Raw genomic sequence first — 19,413 nt, 5'->3', positions numbered from 1 at the left:
AATGCTGAAAAACAAAAATTCGCAGAAATGGTTGCAAGAGCTACTGATACCGATCCAGTTTATCAAATGGAAAACGAGCAATCTAGTGATTCATCAAGCACTGATGATAAAAATCCTAATTCCGACACCATTGGTGATATGGGAGACGGAACAGGCGATGACAATAAGGATGCTCATGAATTGGTTAATGGAACATCAACTGAAGAGATGGACAGTGGAAAAACTTCTGCAGGTCAAGATGCATCTTCACCTGGCGATGCAAAATCCGCTTCTGAAGCTCAAAGTTCATCCAGTTCTTCAAGCGCTGGAAGTTCAGGTGCAAAAGCATATGAGATTTCTGAAAAGTCAGTCTCCAAATCTGCTAGTGCAACTGAATCTAGTATGCCAATGTTTGTTATAATTGCAATAATTGTATTGATTGCAATATTTTTAGTTGGATACCTTAGAAGTCAAGATGAAGATTATGATGATTACTAGTTTAATCATCAACTTTTTTTTATTTTAGAAATTTTTAAATATTCTTTAATTATAAACATAATAATATATTAGAAAATTTTTAAAGTTTTATTTACATTAACTTTAAAAATCAATTGAATTTAATGTGAAGATGATTTATTATGTTTAAGAAAATAAATTTTTTATTAGTTTTATTACTAATTATCGTATCAATAGGTGCTGTTAGCGCCGCTTCGGATATTGATGATGTAATTGGTGATGAAGCTATATCTGACATACCTATTTTAGATTCGCAGAATGTCGAATCTGAGATAGATGCAGTTTCTGAAGATGATATTTCGGATGGAAATGAGATTCTATCTTCAGATGCAAGTGATGGGGAAGTCATTGCAAGCACCAGCCATAACGTTAGTGCAAGTAATTATGGTTCTTACTTTAACAGCAAAGGCGAGCTAATTTCTTCTTCTGTAAATGATGGTGACACTATTTATTTGGATGGCGAGTTCACCAATCGTAATTTTGTATTTAAAAAACCTGTTAATGTTGTTGGAACATCTTCCAATGTTCTCCGAGGTTCTACAGTAACCTTTTACAAAGGTGCTTCCGGAAGTACAGTTTCCAATTTAAACATCTTTAACAATGTAGAATATCAATATGGAATATTTTTAAATGGAGCAACCGACTGTGTCGTTTCAGGATGTTTCGTTAACAACACTGGCGCTTCAGCGTATGCAATCTGTTTAGGAAACAATGCAAATTACAATAACATTACCAATAACAATTTCAATGCTTATGGAATTACATACGGCCATGGAACAAGGTCAACATCCCCTGTATTAATCACAGGATCTCATTACAATTATATTGCAAGTAACCTGATTAGCTGTGATGATGCAAATGCTATTTATTTATCCAGCTATGCTGGAGGACCATTGGACGGCGGTGAATCAACTTACAATACAATCTATAACAACACCATAAAATACAATGTTTTGCCTACTTCCTGGTCTTATGGTATCCAGGTCATGGGTAAAAAGAATACTCTTGATTCAAATACAATTATAGGTGCTTATAGAGGTATTTCAACTTCAGTCACTCCTCCAACAAGCAGTTCCGGAGATGCAATCATATCTTCTGATTTGGAGAATATAATAATCAACAATAGGATTATCAATCTCACAGGTGCTGACTATAATCATGTCGGCGTTGAAGTGGGGGGAGACATTGCTATTGTAGGTTCATATTACTCAAAAATAATCAACAACACTATTATAAATTCTAAATGTATTGCATCCGGTGCGGGCATTTCCGCTTTGGATTTCTCAACCATTGAAAACAACACAGTTGAAGTATTGTTTAAGGGTGTTGGAATTCATCCACGTGGTTCAAACATAACCATTAAAAACAATAACATTTCAACAGTATCCGGTGCAGGTGTATTATTCAATTCATTTTCATTCAATTTACTTGTCTTAAGCAATAATATTACAAGTGAATCTGGTGTGGGCGTTTTAATCCAAAAACTCAGCAGTAAAAGAATGCCGGGTAACATAACTATATTGTATAATTGGATTTCAACAGGAAATTACTATTCAATAGATGCCCGTGACGCTAATTCATCAGCATACTGGAATATCCAATTCAATAGAGGTCCAAAAGGAACCGGTATAGTCGCAACTCCTGAAGGCCAATATGACCCTTCAAAACCAAAATATAATTTCAATGGAACAACTTACAACATCACTCCGTCCAATTATGATGAATACTTCAGCTCAAATGGAGCATTGAATGCAAATATTAAGGATGGGGACATACTAAATTTCAGTGGAGAATTCGATAATAAAGTCATACTTATCAATTCAGCAATTAAAATAACAGGTAACAATCCAGTATTCACAAATACAACTTTTAGAGTATCTTCTGATGGTGTATGGATTGAAAACTTAAAAATAACAAACATTGATGCAGACAGAATAAATGCATGGGGTATTCTTGTAAATAGGGCATTTGGTGTTACAATTTTAAACTGTGACATTTTTGTCCAAGACCCTAATGCGGCTTATGCAATCTATGTTGTAGATTCAGGCAGTGTTGATGTGATAAACAATACCCTTTCATCTTCAGGTAATTATCTGACCTATACCTTGCTTGGATACTCAATTGAAGACTGCAGATTCATTAACAACACAATAACTACTTTTGGAACTGGTACAGTTCACATATTTGAAAATGAACATTGCATTGATGGAAATTCCTCTTGTGTGGATGGAAATACAGTATGTCCTGACGGCAGTACCGTATGTCCTGATGGTAGTACTGTTTGTCCTGATGGCAGTACCGTATGTCCAGATGGTAGTATTATCTGTCCTGACGGCAGCATTGTCTGTACTGATGGTGATACAAACTGTGTAGATGGAAATTCCCTTTCTGGTAATCATGTCTTAAGAGAAGTTTTCAGAACATATGGAATTTTAATGGCTTATGCATCAGACAATATCGTTTCAGGAAATAAAGTAAATGTCACATCCAAATTGAACAGGATTGTAGATCCTACCAATTCAACAAATTCAATGGTCGGTATTGACTTGTATTATAATTGTCACAATAACATATTTTCTGACAATAACGTGTATGTTGAAGGTTATGACAACTACATTTATGGTATGGGCGTATTAGGTTACTATACTGGTCATGACGCTCCTGAAGGTCAAGGAGCAACCAACAACCAATACATTGGTAACACAATTGTCGTTAAAGGACATTATTTTGTTGAAGGAATTGTAATTGGTGATGAATCAAGAAACACTCTCATTCAGGATAATGTTGTTGAAGCCGAATCAACAAACGTATCTTATGGTGTCAACCTTGAAATGTCTCAAAAATCCATTATCACTGGAAACACATTCACATTAAATTCAGACATCGTTTATGGAATTGAGGCTATTGATTCAAATGACAATACAATCGACAATAATGAATTTGAAATTAATGCTAAACAGGGATACGGTTTCGTATTTTCAAAATCCAGCAATAATAATGTTTATTCAAATACAATCGACCTATATGCAACAGGCGAGAACATTACCTTTAAAAACTTCGATTCCATTCCTGCAGGATGTGCTGGAATCTACTTGAGAGCAGCTTCCTTAAATAATACTATATTTGACAATGAAATCACTACATTGAAAGGATATGCTATCGTCGTTGATGACATCGCTTGCGGAAACAACATTTCTGACAATTATCTGGATTCAGAGTTAGGCATTGGAAATGATGCAATAAACTGCAGTGAAAACAATACCATCAAAGACAACTACAAGTATTTAGTTGATGGAACATTATCATCAATCACTGTGAATTATTTAGAGAACGGTACTTTCGAATTTATAGCAGATAGTGATGATTTAAATGGTGCTGTTGTGGACTTTTATGTTGCAGATACTTTCATCGATTCAGCTGAAATAGTTGGTGGCCGTGCTGCTTTGGATTATGCGTTCATTGATTTTGCCCCTTCACAATATCTGATTTCCGCTATCCTTCACAAGGAAAATTTCAAAACCACTTTATTTGAATCAAGCTTATTGGTTCAAAATGGAATTTTAATCATATCTTTAGAGGATGTCAACGGCACAATTGGAAGGAAAGCTAATTTCGTTGCCACAGTTAAAAATATATTGGGCCAATCCGTTGAAGGTATCAATGTCGAATTTAATGTCATAGATGACGGTTACACTATATACATAGGTCGTGCTGTGAGTGATAATAATGGTTTGGCTATTTTAAACGCTGAAATACCGCAAATATATAGTGACGACGCTAAAGTATATGTAAAAGCAGCCAATCCTGACAATTTCGAACAGGCAGATGCATATTCAAACTTGACTGCAAAAGAACCTATTTCCACAGAATTCGTATTTAAGTTAAATGTATATCCTGGCGGTGCAGTAGTTACTTTAAAAGATTTGAACGGTTCTGTATTAGCCAATAAAAAAGTTTCATTAATGGTCAATGGTAAAACCTACAACAGAACTACAGATTCCAACGGTAAGATTAACATACCTATCTTAGCTCCGGGTTCATACACAGTTTATGCATCCTTTGCAGGTGATAATGATTATCGTTCCGTCAGTGACAGTTCAAAAGTTACTGTAAGACCATCAATCAAATACAATAAGAATTATTCAGTATTCTATGGCAATATAGTATCATATAAGATAAGACTTGTTGGATCTGATGGTAAATTTGTAGGTGCGGGTGAAGTTGTAACCATTAAAGTTGCAGGCAAAACATACTCTGTCAAAACAGATAAAAACGGTTATGCAACTAAAAACTTAAAATTGAAAGTTGGAACTTACACTATAACTGCGGAATATCATAAACACAAAGTTTCAAATAAGATTGTTTTCAAGCAGGTTTTATCTGCCAGAAACATCGCAGTCAAACAAGCTAAAACAATTAAGTTTTCAGCCAAATTGCTTGATAAAAACGGAAAACCATTTAAAAACAAAGTGGTTACCTTCAAAATCAAGGGCAAAAAATACTCTGCAAAAACAAATGCTAAAGGTTTTGCCACTGCTCTTATTAAAGATTTAAAACCAGGCAACTACTTTATTTATTCCATTTATAGTGGATGCACTATTAAAAACACAATTTCAGTCAAAAAATAAAGGTTCTAACCTTTATTTTATTTTTTTTTAAAGTATAATTTAATAACTTTTAAATATATTTAATTACTAATTTTTTATTATAGTCAATCATTTGATTTTTTTCAATTTTATTGAACTATTATTTTATTTAATATATATTAAATGAGGTGGAATTATTAAAGCTAAGAATTTGTTTATTTCATTAGTTTTAATTTCTGTCGTATTATTGTCAGTGGGTGCGGCTTTTGCTGCAGACGATAATAATGCTACGTTAGGCGAAACTGATGAAATAGCAGTCGAAGAAAGTATTAATTCTCTCGAAGTAACTGAAGTGGATGGTGATGTCATAGCGGAAGATGCTGCTGAAACTCTCGCAGTAAATGGCGGCGCTAATGAAGAAATTATCAGCAACTCTACTCAAGTGGAAACTGCAGATGTAGTAACAAAGGAAAACTTCCATGATTACTTTGATGACTCTGGTTCTCTATTGGGAAACGTTACTTGTGATGAATTGATTTTTAATGGCGATTTTAGTGGAATTGATGTCAATTACATAACTATTGACAAACCTATTAAATTTACTGGTAATGATGCTGTCTTTACTGGCGTCAGTTTTCTAATTGGATCTGACAATGTAGTAGTTGACGGTTTTACCTTAACTCAATCCGACGTATGGTTATTTGATATTGAAGGAACAAATAACGTAACTTTGTCCAACAATATACTCAATTTCAATGCAATTGAAGGCCATGATGGTTATGCAGTTTTAGCAAATGGGGTAAGTGCTTTAAGTCTTATCAACAACACAATCATTTATGTTGGAACTACAGACGGCACTGTCAGAAATAATGCGATTCGTATAAGTGGTAATGAAGATGACGAACTTCCTGCAACTGATATACTGGTTCAAGGAAACAAATTTAACATTAGATTGCCTTCCGTAGATGTATACTATGATCCGTATACCTATGAATCAACTATCCAATCTGAAGGTATTGCTTTCTATTACTGTGATGGTGTGGATTTCATTGACAACAACGTGTTTGTATGGCATACTGAAAATAGATCTGGATTTTATGATACCATTTACGGAGTAGGTTTCAGAGGAAATCCTTACAATTTCGATGCTGATGAGCCAATTATGTGTTATAATGTTGTAGTGGCCAATAATGAAATCAGTGCTAGTGGAATCAACTTTATGTATGCCCTTTGCATATCTGCAGACGGTTTTGAAATCTATAATAACACTATAGATGCTAATTCTCTCAATAATTATGCAGACGCAATCACTGTTGACGGTCCTTCTTGTGATGGTGAAATATACAATAACCAAATTAATGTTTTAGCTCCTGAGACAGCTTACGGAATTTATTCCTATCAGTACATGGGTGCTATTGAGGACATAACCTATACTAACAACACCATAACAGCTAATGCTTATACTGCTTGCGGTATGGAAATTGTAGAATGCAACCCAGTTATACTTTATAATAACATTACTGCAACAGGTAACTACACTTGTGGTATTGTTGCAAGCATTAGGGATGAAGGAACTATTTCTGGAAATACAATTAAATCTGTAGGTTCCAATGTCGGAAGTGCGGCTACTGGTGATTCATTATTACCTAAAAACTCAATGGGATTAAGCGTTAAAGGTTCAACTTTAATCGAGGACAATGTAATCGAGTCAAGCGATTATGGTGTTAAACTTATTGACAGTGAAGGAATGACTTTAAACAACAATAACATTACTGTAAATACTGCTGGAAATGTTGAAAGTTATGGCATTTACGCATCAGGGGTAAACAATTTAGAAATACTCAAAAACAATATTATTTATGTCGGAAACACCAATGGTACTGTTGTAAATAACGCTATCCGCATATCCGGCGATGAAAACAAAGAAAAAATTGCATCAAACATTACTGTTGATGGTAATACATTTGACATCAAGATTCCTTCCGTGCCTGTTTATTATGATCCTGATACTTGGGAATCAACTATAATGTCCGAAGGTATCGTGTTCTACTATTGTGAAGATGTGGAATTTGAAAATAACAATGTTGCTCTTGATTATAATAATGCTTCTGGAATGTATGATACCATTTATGTTGTCGCTGTAAGGGGCAATCCTTATAATTTCGATGCTGAGGATCCAATTGCATGTGCTAATGTGACTATAGTCAACAACAAAATTACTGCTGGAGGTCACGGTTACATTTATGGTATTTTTGCAGCTGCTAAGAATTTGGAAATAACCAAAAATGATTTAATTATTGTTTCCGATGACTACTATGCTAATGGTATTGATGTTGAAGGCCCTTCCAATGGTGTTGTAAGTGATAATGATGTGCTTGTAATTTCTCCGGGAACCGCTTACGGTATCTATGCATCATATTACAATGGTGCTGTTGAGAACATGACCTATGATAACAATACAGTTTTCGTTCAAGCTTATGCTGCTTGTGGCATGGAATTGCTTGAAATCAATCCAGTAGTTTCTAATAATGAAATAACTGCTGAAGGTAATTACACCTATGGTATTGTTGCAAGTATCCGTGACAATGGAACCATTTCTGGAAATACAATTAAATCTGTAGGTTCCAATGTCGGAAGTGCGGCTACTGGTGATTCATTATTACCTAAAAACTCAATGGGATTAAGCGTTAAAGGTTCAACTTTAATCGAGGACAATGTAATCGAGTCAAGCGATTATGGTGTTAAACTTATTGACAGTGAAGGAATGACTTTAAACAACAATAACATTACTGTAAATACTGCTGGAAATGTTGAAAGTTATGGCATTTACGCATCAGGGGTAAACAATTTAGAAATACTCAAAAACAATATTATTTATGTCGGAAACACCAATGGTACTGTTGTAAATAACGCTATCCGCATATCCGGCGATGAAAACAAAGAAAAAATTGCATCAAACATTACTGTTGATGGTAATACATTTGACATCAAGATTCCTTCCGTGCCTGTTTATTATGATCCTGATACTTGGGAATCAACTATAATGTCCGAAGGTATCGTGTTCTACTATTGTGAAGATGTGGAATTTGAAAATAACAATGTTGCTCTTGATTATAATAATGCTTCTGGAATGTATGATACCATTTATGTTGTCGCTGTAAGGGGCAATCCTTATAATTTCGATGCTGAGGATCCAATTGCATGTGCTAATGTGACTATAGTCAACAACACAATCAATGCTAAAGGTCACGGTTACATATATGGTATCCGTGCTGCAGCTAAGAATTTGGATGTATCCGAAAACACCTTAAGTATAGTGGCTGATGATTATTATGCATGCGGTATTGATATTGAAGGTACTTCCAACGGTGATGTAAATGATAATGATGTGTTTGTTATCTCTCCGGGAACCGCTTACGGTATCTATTCAGCAAATTATGATGGTGCAGTTAAAGACATGACATATGACCACAACACAGTATCTGTCGATGCTTATGCTGCTTGTGGAATGGAATTGCTTGAAGCTAATCCTGTTGTTTCAAACAATGAAATAATTGCAACTGGTAATTACACCTATGGTATTGTCGCAAGTATTGTAGATAACACTACCATTGAAAACAACACTATTGCGTGTGATGGTTCTGAAGTAGGTGACGCAAGTACTGGTGATTCATTATTACCTAAAAACTCCATCGGCATTAGTGTGAAAGGTAATGCATTAGTTAAAGACAATGTGGTTGATTCTACCAATATTGGTGTTTCAACATATAAAGCTAATTTAACCGCTGAAGGTAACACAATTAAAGCTGATGGTGATTATGCAATCGTTTTAGATGATAATTCAAATGCTACTGTAACAGATAATTATTTATCTGGTAAAAACGGTGTAGGTGATAGAGCTATAACCGGAGGAAATGCTGTTGATGTTTCAGGCAACGGTCCTGATTTAAAAGCTATTTTAATTGGTGTTGACGTAAATAAGGTATATGGTGACGGCCAACAATTCATTGCAACACTTGTTGATGAAAACGGCAATCCAATTGCTAACAAGACCATTTCCGTTTCAATCGGAGATATTAACATGACTGGTGTCACTGATGAAAAAGGTGTCGCTAAATTTGATCTTGATTTGGCTGGAGGAAACTACACCATAATTTCATCCTATGCTGGTGATGATGTATACGGCCCTAGATTCACTCAAAACTCTGTTGTTGTTAATACCAAAGCAACCAATATTGTTTCCACTAAAACAGTTTCCGTTTTATTGACTGCAATCAAAAAAGGATATTACTACCAAATTACTTTGAAAGACAATGACGGCAATGTTTTAGCAAATAAAAAAGTTACCATTACATTCAATGGTAAAAATTACACCAGAACAACCGATGCTAATGGTTTAATCAAGTTTAAACTTGCATCCACTAAAGTCGGAACCAAAAAATTAACTATTAAGTTTGCTGGAGATGAGAACTATACTGCAGTAACCAAAACTGCAACCATTAAAATGCTTAAGGAAGCAACTAAATTTGTTGTTCCAGCTACAGCATTCAAAGTTAATGTAAAAACCAAAGTTCTTAAAGTAACCTTAAGAGACAGTAAAAACAAAGGTGTCGGCGGCGTTAAAGTTACTCTCAGAGTTAATGGTGTAACTTACTCTGCAAAAACAGTTTCAACTGGTGTTGCTGCAATTAAAATTACCAAATTAACCAAAGTTGGTTCATTTGCTACATTAATTAAGTTTGCTGGAAACAATTACTATAAAGCAGCTTCAAAATCAATGAAAATTGTAGTTAAAAAATAGGGATTTTTATAATCTCTATACTTTTTTTATTTTTTCATGTAGATAACTAAATTTAAATTTACTATTTTTCAATTATATCCTTAGGATAATACATTAACCCTCTTTTTATTTTAACGTTATGTGACTAAACCTTGTTTTTATGAGCCATTATTTCAAGTATTTTCATTCAAAATTTCAATCAAAATCTAGTTAAAATTAATTTGACAATTATTGGTTGAATTATCTACATGTCATAGTTGGGATAGGTATTTATTGCAAATAAGTTATTAGATAAATGGAATATCCTATCAATATTTCGAAAAATAAGTTACAACTATGTGTTTAATTTAAGCTAAAATCAATAAAAATAAGAGGAAACAAATTAGCAAAATGGCTAATTCATTTCATTGCATCCTTGACTCGATCAAAGATTCCTTTTTCAACATGTTTGATCTCATCACCGCTTACTTCAGCAAATTCTTTAAGCAGGTCTTTTTGTTTTGCATTCAATTTTTTAGGAACGACAACATTTACGGTAACATACATGTTTCCCCTGTTAGGGTGCCTGTATGATGTCATTCCTTGACCTCTTAATTTGTAAACGGTTCCGCTTTGGGTTCCAGGAGTAATTTTAAACTCAACTTCCTTACCTTCAATTGTTGGAATGCTGATTAAATCACCTAATGCCGCTTGCGGGAAACTGATTTGCTGTTCGAAGTACAGGTGGTCGCCTTCACGTGTGAATTTTTTGTCTCTTTTAATGTGGACAGTAACAATCAAATCCCCTTCAAGGCCGGGTGCTTCACCGCAGTTTCCTTCACCGGAAACTCTTAGATGATTGCCTTCATCGACTCCTTCCGGAATTTCAATCTTGATTGTTTTGGTTTTTCTTTTGCTGCCTTTTCCATGACAATCTTCGCACGGTTCGGTGATAATCTTACCGGTTCCTCCACATTCTCTGCAAGGTCTTACGTTCATCATCTGACCTAAAAATGTGTTGCTGACTTCCTTGATTTGTCCGGTTCCACCACAAACCTTACAGGTTTCCGGTTCAACGCCAGGTTTGGATTTGGATCCGTTACATGTTGGACAAATTTCGCTTCTTGTAATTTTGATTTCTTTGTCGCATCCAGTGAATGCCTCTTCAAGAGTAATAGGAACTTCTGTATAAATGTCTGAGCCTCTTTGAGGTCCTGCTCTACCTCTTGTACGACTTCCTCCACCAAAACCGAATATGTCGAAAATGTTTCCTATATCGAAACCTTGGAATATGTCTTCAAAGTTGATGTTTTGATAGAAATCCTCTGCAGTAAATCCGTCCATTCCGGCATGACCAAATTGATCATATCTTTGACGTTTCTCGTCGTCGGACAAGACAGCATAAGCTTCACTTACCTCTTTAAATTTTTCTTCAGCACCTTCCTCATCACAAACATCCGGATGGTATTTTCTGGCTAATTTACGATAAGCTTTTTTGATTGTCTTCTCATCGGCAGTTTTATCTACTCCAAGAACTTCATAATAATCTCGCTTGTCTGCCATTCGTTCACCTTAATATAATTTCTGAAAAAAATAGTTAGAATAAATAATAGTTTTATCTTATTGTTAGTTTATTGGATTGATTCTGATTTCTGATTTTATTATATTTCCTAACAACTTAATAAAACTTTATTATTTAATCTAATCGTCTTTTACTTCATAGTCTGCATCAATTGTGTCATCATCGTTGTCTTGAGCACCAGCATTTGGATTAGCTCCAGCTTGTTGTTGAGCTTGAGCTTCAGCTTGTGCTTGTTGATAAATTTTTGCACCAATTTCTTGGATTACATTTGATAATTCATCAGACTTTTCTTTAATGGCAGCAACGTCATCGCCGGCTATTAATTCTCTTAATTCAGCTACAAGTCCTTCGACTTTACTTTTCTCATCTTCAGACACTTGATCTTTGAGTTCGTCTAAGGTTTTTTCTGAAGTGTAAATTAATGAGTCTGCATTGTTTCTGATTTCGATTTCTTCTTGTCTTTTTGCATCAGCTTCAGCGTTCATTTCAGCTTCTTTGATTTTTTGTTCGATTTCTTCATCAGATAATTTTGTTGAAGATGTAATTGTAATTGCTTGTTCCTTACCGGTTCCTTTATCTTTGGCAGTTACATTAATAATACCGTTTGCATCAATATCAAAGGTTACTTCAATTTGTGGAACGCCTCTTGGTGCAGGTGGGATTCCAATAAGTTGGAAACGTCCAAGTGAAGTGTTGTCTGCAGCCATTTTCCTTTCACCTTGTAAAACGTTGATGTCTACTGAAGGTTGGTTGTCTGCAGCAGTAGAGAAAATTTGGCTTTTCTTGGTAGGAATAGTAGTGTTTCTTTCAATTAATGTAGTGGATACTCCACCTAGGGTTTCGATACCTAAGGATAATGGAGTTACGTCTAAAAGAACGATGTCTTTAATTTCCCCAGCTAATACTCCTCCTTGAATAGCTGCACCCATGGATACACATTCCATTGGGTCGATACCACGTTCAACTGGTTTTCCTATGAATTTTTCCACGAATTTTTGCACGATTGGCATTCTGGTAGGTCCACCAACTAAGATGATTTTATCAATTTCGCTTTTGCTCATTTTTGCATCATCTAATGCTTGTTGCATTGGTTTACCTGATTTTTCTACAATTGAATCAACTAATTCTTCTAATTTAGCTCTTGTAAGTGTGATTATTAAGTTTTTAGGGGTTCCGTCAGCTCCCATTGCAATGAAAGGCAAGTTAACTTCTGTAGTTGTGGTAGTGGATAATTCGATTTTGGCCTTTTCAGCAGCTTCTCTTAATCTTTGTACTGCTTGGTCGTTATCCATTAAGTCGATGCCTTCTTTTGCTTTGAATTCATCAGCTAAGTATTTGATTAATACGTTATCCATATCGGTACCACCGAGTTGGGTGTCACCGCTGGTGGATCTTACTTCAAATACTCCTCCACCGAATTCCATGATGGTTACGTCTAATGTACCTCCACCTAAGTCGTATACCATGATGTTCATGTCTTCTTCATCAGCTTTGTCAAGACCGTATGCGAGGCTTGCTGCTGTTGGTTCGTTTACAAGTCTTACAACGTCAAGTCCTGCAATGGTTCCAGCATCTTTGGTTGCGGTTCTTTGGTTGTCGTCGAAGTATGCAGGTACGGTAATTACTGCTTTTTGGATAGGTTCTCCGAGGAAGCTTTCTGCATCTTTTTTGATTTTTTGCAAGATGAATGCGGAAATTTCTTGTGGGGAATATTGTTTACCGTTTACGGTAACCTTGTGGTCGGTACCCATGCTTCTTTTAATTGCACTGATGGTGTTTTCAGGGTTGGTAACTGCTTGTCTTCTTGCAGGTTCTCCAACTAACATTTGACCATCTTCAGTAAATGCAACATAACTTGGGAATGATTTTCCGTATTGGCTAGCACCTTCTGCAGAAGGGATTGTAGTTGGTTTTCCTCCTACAAGCACGGATGCTGCTGAGTTACTTGTTCCTAAATCAATACCAATAATTTTTTCTTTTTTAGCGTCAGACATAATTATCACCTATTTTTTTTCATAAATTATTTAATAAATATAAAATTTTATTTTTTACAAACAATGACTTTGGAATATTTGAGTACTTTATCTTTGTACATGTATCCTTTCATCAGTTCTTCTATAATATATCCATTTTCAACATCTTCGGAAGCTTGTGTCATCAATGCTTCATGGCGTGTGAAATCGAATTTTTCCCCTTTTGCAGGAATCTCTTCAACGCCTTCTTTTGTAAGAATGTCATTGAATTTATTATAGATAAGTTCCACTCCGTCTCTTAAGTCTTTATCATTTTCAATTTCTAAAGCCCTACCAAAGTCTTCATAACAGTCTAAGAAATCTTTTATAATATTCTCGTTAGCAAATCTTACAATTTCCTTGTTCTTTTTGTCAGTAATTTTTTTGAAATTTTCGAAATCAGCTTGAAGTCTTTGTGATAGTGAAATGTATTCTTGTGTTTCTTCTTGTTGTTTTTCAAGATCTTCTTTAAGTTTGGTTAACTCCTCATCTTTTAGGGTTAACTCTTCGAGAAGTTCATCGTAGTTTTCTTGACTTTCAACTTCTGTTTCGTTTTTATTTTCATCAGTCATAGAGGCACCCTTTTCACGTTTTTTGAAAAACTTTTGTAATAACTCTCAACCGAGAATTTAATTCTTTAAGCACTTTAATATTGGTTTTGGGAATTTATGGACATATAGGAAAATGGTTCATCAAACAAGAGTTATTACTTTAAGTTTTTCTGAACCAGATATTAAAGTAACAAAAAGTTACATTTCTCTTACTATATTATAGTAACAAAAAGTTATATAAAGGTTTCGATTTTTTCTTACAATGAGTAACAAAAATACAATAGTTTAAATATGGTTTCTGATATAATGATAATTATGACTAATAGTAACGACATTCGAAAAAACAATAGAAATGTCAATTCTTCTAATGGCCACATAGAAATTAGAGGAAACTATAATGACTCATTAGGCGGGATTGATAAAGAAGATATCCTTGATGTGATGGGATGTAAGACTAGAAGGGATATTATTAACCTTTTAAGAGAAGAACCTATGTTTGTTAGTGAAATATCAAATGAGCTAGATATTGGTCAAAAGGCTATCATAGAACATTTGCGTGCTATGGAAGAGATCGGTATTCTAAATTCTTCTTACAAGAAAATATTGAGGGGCCGTCCACGTAAATATTATGATTTGCAAAATGAGGTCAATATTCATATTACCATTAACAGAAACACTTTTGATGTTAATCTTTCAGATGACATGCTCAACACATTGCAGCTCCCATCAGGGGATGAGTGGTCTAAACTTTTAGACATTGAAAGAAGAATAGATGATGGTCAACTCGAAGCTATTGATGAGTTGAAAAATCAGATTAGATTATATGGAAATCTCAAGGAAAGAGCTGAATACATTCTTGAAAGAACTCTTAAAAACAGATAACTTCGTTTTGTGGCCATAAGATATGTTGTTTGAAATGTTTTTTCAAACAATTCTTTTTACTTTTTTTTAGCAACAATTGCCTGGCCTAGGGATACGGATCCGTCTCCTGCACAGGTATTGATATGCTGGATAAATGAATATCCATTATTTTCAATGAAGTCCTTAACGGTTTCGGTAATGGCTTCGTTGTAGAATACTCCTCCTGTAGCGCCGATTCCTTCAAGCTTTTTCTTATCAGCAGCACGCACAGCAAGTTCTGACAATCCGCTAGCCACTGCAATTTGGCCTGCACGTGCAATGTCTGCCTTTTTTGCACCATTTTGATATAATTTCACAACTTCTCTTAGAATTTCAGTCGTATTCAATTGATTGTTTTCAATTGTGTATGGTATTTCGATGTCATTGGTTGAGTAATATGCGCAGGATTCAAGTTTCATGGAGCATTCTCCCTCGTAGGTCCTTTCATCACACACTTCAAGTGCAACGGCCATGGAGTCGAGAACCCTTCCCGTACTTGTTGTTTTCCCTACATTGATTCCTGATTCCAGCTGCCTGAAAATATTCTTGATTTCCATTTCCCCATATTTGAAGTGGTCAGCATAATCTTTGATCATATCTTCGTCCTTCAGGATGCTTGCAAGCATTCTGGTAGGATATCTTGTCGCCATATCTCCACCGGGCATAAGCTGGCTTTCGAGATGTCCCATTCTTTCGAAATCTTTAATGTTGGTGTGGAGAATTTCTCCTCCCCAGCTTGTTCCGTCGCTTCCATAACCCACGCCGTCAGCTGCAATCACTATCATTTCATCAATTGCATGGTCGTTTGCAAGGGCGATTGAGTGGGCATGGTGGTGCTGAATAGGCATGACTTCGGCGGAATATTTTTCTGCAAGTTCATAAGCAAGGCGGGTTGTAAAGAAATGTGGGTGCATATCACAGGCAATCACGTCAAATTCATTGATTTTTGTAATTCTTTGCATATTTTCAATGGCTTCACGTAAAAATTCCAATGTTTTCGGCTTGTTTGTATTTCCGATATGTTGGGAAGGATACACGATATTGTCTTTGGCTATTGAAAATGTCACGTCAAGTTCAGGGCCCAATGCCAGAACATTCAAGTCATTTACCTCGTAGTTTATTTTATACGGCTCTGGAGTGTAGCCTCTTGAACGCCTGATGAATGACAGTTCATTGTTTCTAAATCTGATGACTGAATCATCGCATCTATTCAATATCTTACGGTTATGAACAAGAGAATAATCATTGACTCCATTGATGATGTCATCATTTTTAATCATCATAGGTTCTCCGGGAGTATTGGCGGAGGTCATGACATAAGTGTCAATGTCGCTTTCGTCAAAAAGCAGGTAATGCATCGGAGAATAAGGAAGCATCACGCCGATATTGTGAAGTCCGGGTGATAGTGAATCTGGGAACGGATAATTCTCATTTTTCTTTAAAATCACGATAGGCCTTTTATTTGAGGTTATTGTATCGATTTCTTTGTGTGTTAACTGAGCATAGTTTTGGACTGATTTCAAGTCCTTGCTCATAACGGCAAAAGCTTGGTTAGGCCTGTTCAAACGGTTCCTCAATTCCTTTACTGCATCATCATTATATGCATCAACAACAAGGTGTGTTCCACCAATTCCTTTAATGGCCAATATCTTTCCTTCTTTAAGCACGTCAGCACCCATTCTGATAGGATTTTCACATTCTATCTTGTCTGAACCTTCATAAAAAGCCATTTGAGGTCCGCAATCTCCGCAACAAATTGCTTCTCCATGGTACCTTCTGTTAAGGGGATCTCTATATTCGACAAGGCAATCGTCACACAATGGGAATTCATCCATTGAAGTTCTTATCCTGTCGTAAGGAACGCTTTCTATAACAGTAAATCTTGGTCCACAGTCAGTGCATGCATTGAACGGATACTTATAACGTCTATCTGCAGGATTTCTTATCTCCTCAAGACATTTGTCACAAATCGCTATGTCCGGAGGAATTACGCTAATTCCGGAATAAGAATCTCCGCTTTCAACGATTTCAAAATCAGAATAGTTGCCAACACCAATTTCATCCACAATCATGGAATCTATTTTTGCAATAGGTGGAAGCTCATCAGGCAATCTTTTAATAAACAAATCAGTATTTTCGCCTTCAATTATGATTTCAACAACGTTTCCAAGGTTTCTGACATATCCGTTTAGATTTAAATCTGATGCAAGCCTGTATACATAAGGCCTAAATCCAACACCCTGGACTATTCCTTGTGTCAAAATCTTTTGAGCTTTCATAAATATATTATTTAAGTTAAATTTTATATAAAATTTTATCCTAATTAATACTATGAAAGATATTCTTGAAAAATTGGTCAATGGTGAACTTAATGTTGAAGAGGCTGAAACTCTTTTGAAGGCAGACAATATTCTGGAGTTTGATGATATTGCGCAGTTTGACATTAAGAGAAATGAGCGTACAGGATTTCCGGAAGCTGTTTTTTCACCAAGTAAAGACTATGAAGATTTGATTTTAATAATTAAAAGATATCTTGAAAGTAATGATGATGATTTAATCATTACAAAATTGTCTCATGAAAGGTATGAAAAGATTATTGATGATTTGGGCAAGGACTCCTATATCTATGATTATAACAGGAGAGCTCAAATCCTGATTATCAGACATGAAATCATAAAGAAAGATCCGATTGCTAAAATAGGAATCATAACAGCAGGAACTTCAGACATTAATATTGCAGAGGAAGCTCGTGTCATTGTTGAAGAGGGAGGATGCGAAGCCATTACCTCCTATGACATAGGTGTGGCTGGTATTCATAGGCTATTCCCGCAAATCGCGCATATGGTGCGTGAAGGAGTTCGGGCATTTATTGTTTGTGCAGGAATGGAGGGGGCTTTGCCTTCTGTTGTAGCAGGTCTTGTGGATGTTCCTGTCATTGGAGTTCCCACATCTGTCGGTTATGGTGTTGGAGAAGGGGGAAGGGTTGCCCTTGATGCAATGCTTCAGTCATGCGCTCCAGGAATTGCAGTAGTTAACATTGATAACGGATTTGGAGCAGGCGTATTCGCACTCACTATTGTCAGAAGTGATTAAATAATGATTTACGAAACTTTTAATCCTGATATTCATGACGTATCCAAAGTAGCCCGCCTAGTTTATGACGTTGACTATAGGACATTTGACATGCTTTTTAAAGATAGGCAAAGTGCTGTTAAAACTATTGCCAATGATTTGCCTAAAAGGGATATAGACGATTTTTTTAAGGTCATACTGGATGATGACAACAATATAATTGGAGTATTGATTATATATACTGCCAATACATCCCATAAATTCTATTTAAAATCACCTAGATTATTGATTGTTGACATATTGGACCACTTTGTATTGTGTGATATTGAAGAGGATGACCTGTATCTTGCCGAATTAGCTATTGACTCTTCTTTAAGAGGCCAAGGAATAGGCAGAAAAGTGGTATGGGATGTTATAAACTATGCAAAATCTAAAAATTATAAGAGAGTAACGCTCGATGCCGATTTCAGAAATACTGGGGCAAAATCACTTTATGAACGTATCGGATTTAAGGAATTCAATAAAAAACAAGTAAAAATAGGAAGCTTTGTAAGGGGAATGCACAATATGGAGCTCAATCTTTAGGTTTTATGCTTTTTATTTTATCATAAACTCTCTTACAGTTGTTTTTATCTCTAAATTCGTAAAAGGCACTGATTCTTTTTGAATATTTGTCTTTAATTTCACAATCATTTTCCATATATTCGATTATTGAATCAACCAGCTCTTCTTCGCTTTTACATATTTCTCCAAAGCCCATCTCTTCATAGTCAAAGAAGCTGTTTTCTGCATCAAAATGATAATCTGTGCCGTAATGATAATAAAGCACTGGTTTATAGAGGTATGCAAAATCAAATGCTACTGATGAGTAGTCTGTAAGAAGCAATGATCCGTTATTGAACAATGTCTGATATTTGGTTTTATCGTAATCTATTTTGACATACTCATTTTCATCAAATAGTTCTATGTAATAATAAACGTTCGGATGAGGTCTGAATATTATCTCATAGCCGTTTTTGCGTGCATTTTCGATTAGCCTTTCATTATTTATTAAGGAGTTGAATCTTTTAAAGTATTCACTTTGCTTAACGTATTCTTTTGACTTCCCAGTCAGGTCTCTTCTCCAGGAAGGCATTATAATGATCTGTTTTTTATTTCCTGCATTTTCAAGAGCATCATATCTTGGAAGGCCAAGCTTTTGAACAACGCTTTTATCGTAATGGTAAGGGTATTTGAAAATGGAATCATATTCCAATCGGGAACTTGTCAGGAAGAAGGACAGGTTCATGTCAAATTTGGCCAGCCATGATGAAATGTCTTCCTTTATTATTCCATGCTGTAAAAACATTGTGCTTGACTTCAATAACCCTGCAAAGTAAGGGTAAGTTCCCCAAAACGGATAAATGATTTGGTTATCCGGGTGGGTTGTGATTATATTTTCTGCAAACAATCCAAG

11 protein-coding genes are annotated in these 19,413 nt (G+C 35.4%); 6 read left to right on the top strand and 5 right to left on the bottom strand.

Annotated features, from left to right (window positions below; all coding sequences use genetic code 11):
- From Q0W25_RS07480 to Q0W25_RS07470, 3 genes are all read left to right on the top strand, one after another.
- On the top strand, window positions 1-477 hold a 477-nt coding region (locus Q0W25_RS07480; RefSeq protein ID WP_298520785.1), incomplete at its 5' end, for a hypothetical protein.
- A 140-nt stretch (window positions 478-617) separates the two neighbouring features.
- A complete protein-coding gene (locus Q0W25_RS07475) occupies window positions 618-5,123 on the top strand; it encodes a right-handed parallel beta-helix repeat-containing protein (protein WP_298520782.1) in 4,506 nt (1,501 codons plus the stop codon).
- A gap of 211 nt (window positions 5,124-5,334) precedes the next feature.
- A complete protein-coding gene (locus Q0W25_RS07470) occupies window positions 5,335-9,882 on the top strand; it encodes a right-handed parallel beta-helix repeat-containing protein (protein WP_298520788.1) in 4,548 nt (1,515 codons plus the stop codon).
- Between the two features lie 378 nt (window positions 9,883-10,260).
- Here the strand turns inward: Q0W25_RS07470 and dnaJ are convergent, their stop codons facing one another.
- The 3 genes from dnaJ to Q0W25_RS07455 form a co-directional block, all read right to left on the bottom strand.
- Complete coding sequence (gene dnaJ / locus Q0W25_RS07465) at window positions 10,261-11,403, bottom strand: molecular chaperone DnaJ (protein ID WP_297828416.1); 1,143 nt, start codon at window positions 11,401-11,403, stop codon at window positions 10,261-10,263.
- Between the two features lie 138 nt (window positions 11,404-11,541).
- Entirely contained in the window at window positions 11,542-13,416 is a 1,875-nt protein-coding gene (dnaK, locus tag Q0W25_RS07460) for a molecular chaperone DnaK (protein WP_298520779.1), read from the bottom strand.
- A 47-nt stretch (window positions 13,417-13,463) separates the two neighbouring features.
- Window positions 13,464-14,006 (bottom strand): nucleotide exchange factor GrpE, encoded by a 543-nt coding sequence (locus tag Q0W25_RS07455; RefSeq protein ID WP_297827892.1) that lies wholly within the window; start codon window positions 14,004-14,006, stop codon window positions 13,464-13,466.
- 294 nt (window positions 14,007-14,300) lie between these two features.
- On the opposite strand from Q0W25_RS07455, the gene Q0W25_RS07450 reads away from it, so the two are divergent.
- Window positions 14,301-14,867 carry an ArsR family transcriptional regulator gene (locus Q0W25_RS07450; RefSeq protein WP_297827890.1) on the top strand — a complete coding sequence of 189 codons (567 nt, stop codon included), beginning with the start codon at window positions 14,301-14,303 and terminating at the stop codon, window positions 14,865-14,867.
- Window positions 14,868-14,923: 56 nt separating this feature from the next.
- Here Q0W25_RS07450 and hypF read toward each other — a convergent pair whose 3' ends face one another.
- Window positions 14,924-17,164: a carbamoyltransferase HypF gene (gene hypF / locus Q0W25_RS07445; RefSeq protein ID WP_298520776.1), complete on the bottom strand. Its 2,241-nt coding sequence runs from the start codon at window positions 17,162-17,164 to the stop codon at window positions 14,924-14,926.
- 52 nt (window positions 17,165-17,216) lie between these two features.
- Here hypF and larB point away from each other — a divergent pair, with 52 nt between their 5' ends.
- Both larB and Q0W25_RS07435 read left to right on the top strand, forming a co-directional pair.
- Window positions 17,217-17,978, top strand: a complete 762-nt coding sequence (larB, locus tag Q0W25_RS07440; RefSeq protein ID WP_298520773.1) for a nickel pincer cofactor biosynthesis protein LarB — start codon at window positions 17,217-17,219, stop codon at window positions 17,976-17,978.
- Window positions 17,979-17,981: 3 nt separating this feature from the next.
- Entirely contained in the window at window positions 17,982-18,542 is a 561-nt protein-coding gene (locus tag Q0W25_RS07435) for a GNAT family N-acetyltransferase (RefSeq protein WP_298520770.1), read from the top strand.
- Here the strand turns inward: Q0W25_RS07435 and Q0W25_RS07430 are convergent.
- The coding region (locus Q0W25_RS07430) for a CDP-glycerol glycerophosphotransferase family protein (protein ID WP_298520767.1) at window positions 18,532-19,413 on the bottom strand (882 nt) is incomplete at its 5' end. The two genes, Q0W25_RS07435 and Q0W25_RS07430, sit on opposite strands and share 11 nt — an antisense overlap.

Source organism: uncultured Methanobrevibacter sp. (assembly GCF_947166415.1).
Classification (GTDB): Archaea; Methanobacteriota; Methanobacteria; order Methanobacteriales; family Methanobacteriaceae; genus Methanocatella.
Note: the sequence above shows the minus strand (reverse complement) of the source record. Positions and strands in the feature narration are given on the sequence as shown.

Excerpts from the sequence above, each read along its gene's own strand:
- Q0W25_RS07450 (WP_297827890.1), top strand. The coding sequence starts at position 14,301 with ATGACTAATAGTAACGACATTCGAAAAAACAATAGAAATGTCAATTCT.
- dnaJ (WP_297828416.1), bottom strand. The coding sequence starts at position 11,403 with ATGGCAGACAAGCGAGATTATTATGAAGTTCTTGGAGTAGATAAAACT.
- dnaK (WP_298520779.1), bottom strand. The coding sequence starts at position 13,416 with ATGTCTGACGCTAAAAAAGAAAAAATTATTGGTATTGATTTAGGAACA.
- hypF (WP_298520776.1), bottom strand. The coding sequence starts at position 17,164 with ATGAAAGCTCAAAAGATTTTGACACAAGGAATAGTCCAGGGTGTTGGA.
- Q0W25_RS07455 (WP_297827892.1), bottom strand. The coding sequence starts at position 14,006 with ATGACTGATGAAAATAAAAACGAAACAGAAGTTGAAAGTCAAGAAAAC.
- Q0W25_RS07475 (WP_298520782.1), top strand. The coding sequence starts at position 618 with ATGTTTAAGAAAATAAATTTTTTATTAGTTTTATTACTAATTATCGTA.
- larB (WP_298520773.1), top strand. The coding sequence starts at position 17,217 with ATGAAAGATATTCTTGAAAAATTGGTCAATGGTGAACTTAATGTTGAA.
- Q0W25_RS07435 (WP_298520770.1), top strand. The coding sequence starts at position 17,982 with ATGATTTACGAAACTTTTAATCCTGATATTCATGACGTATCCAAAGTA.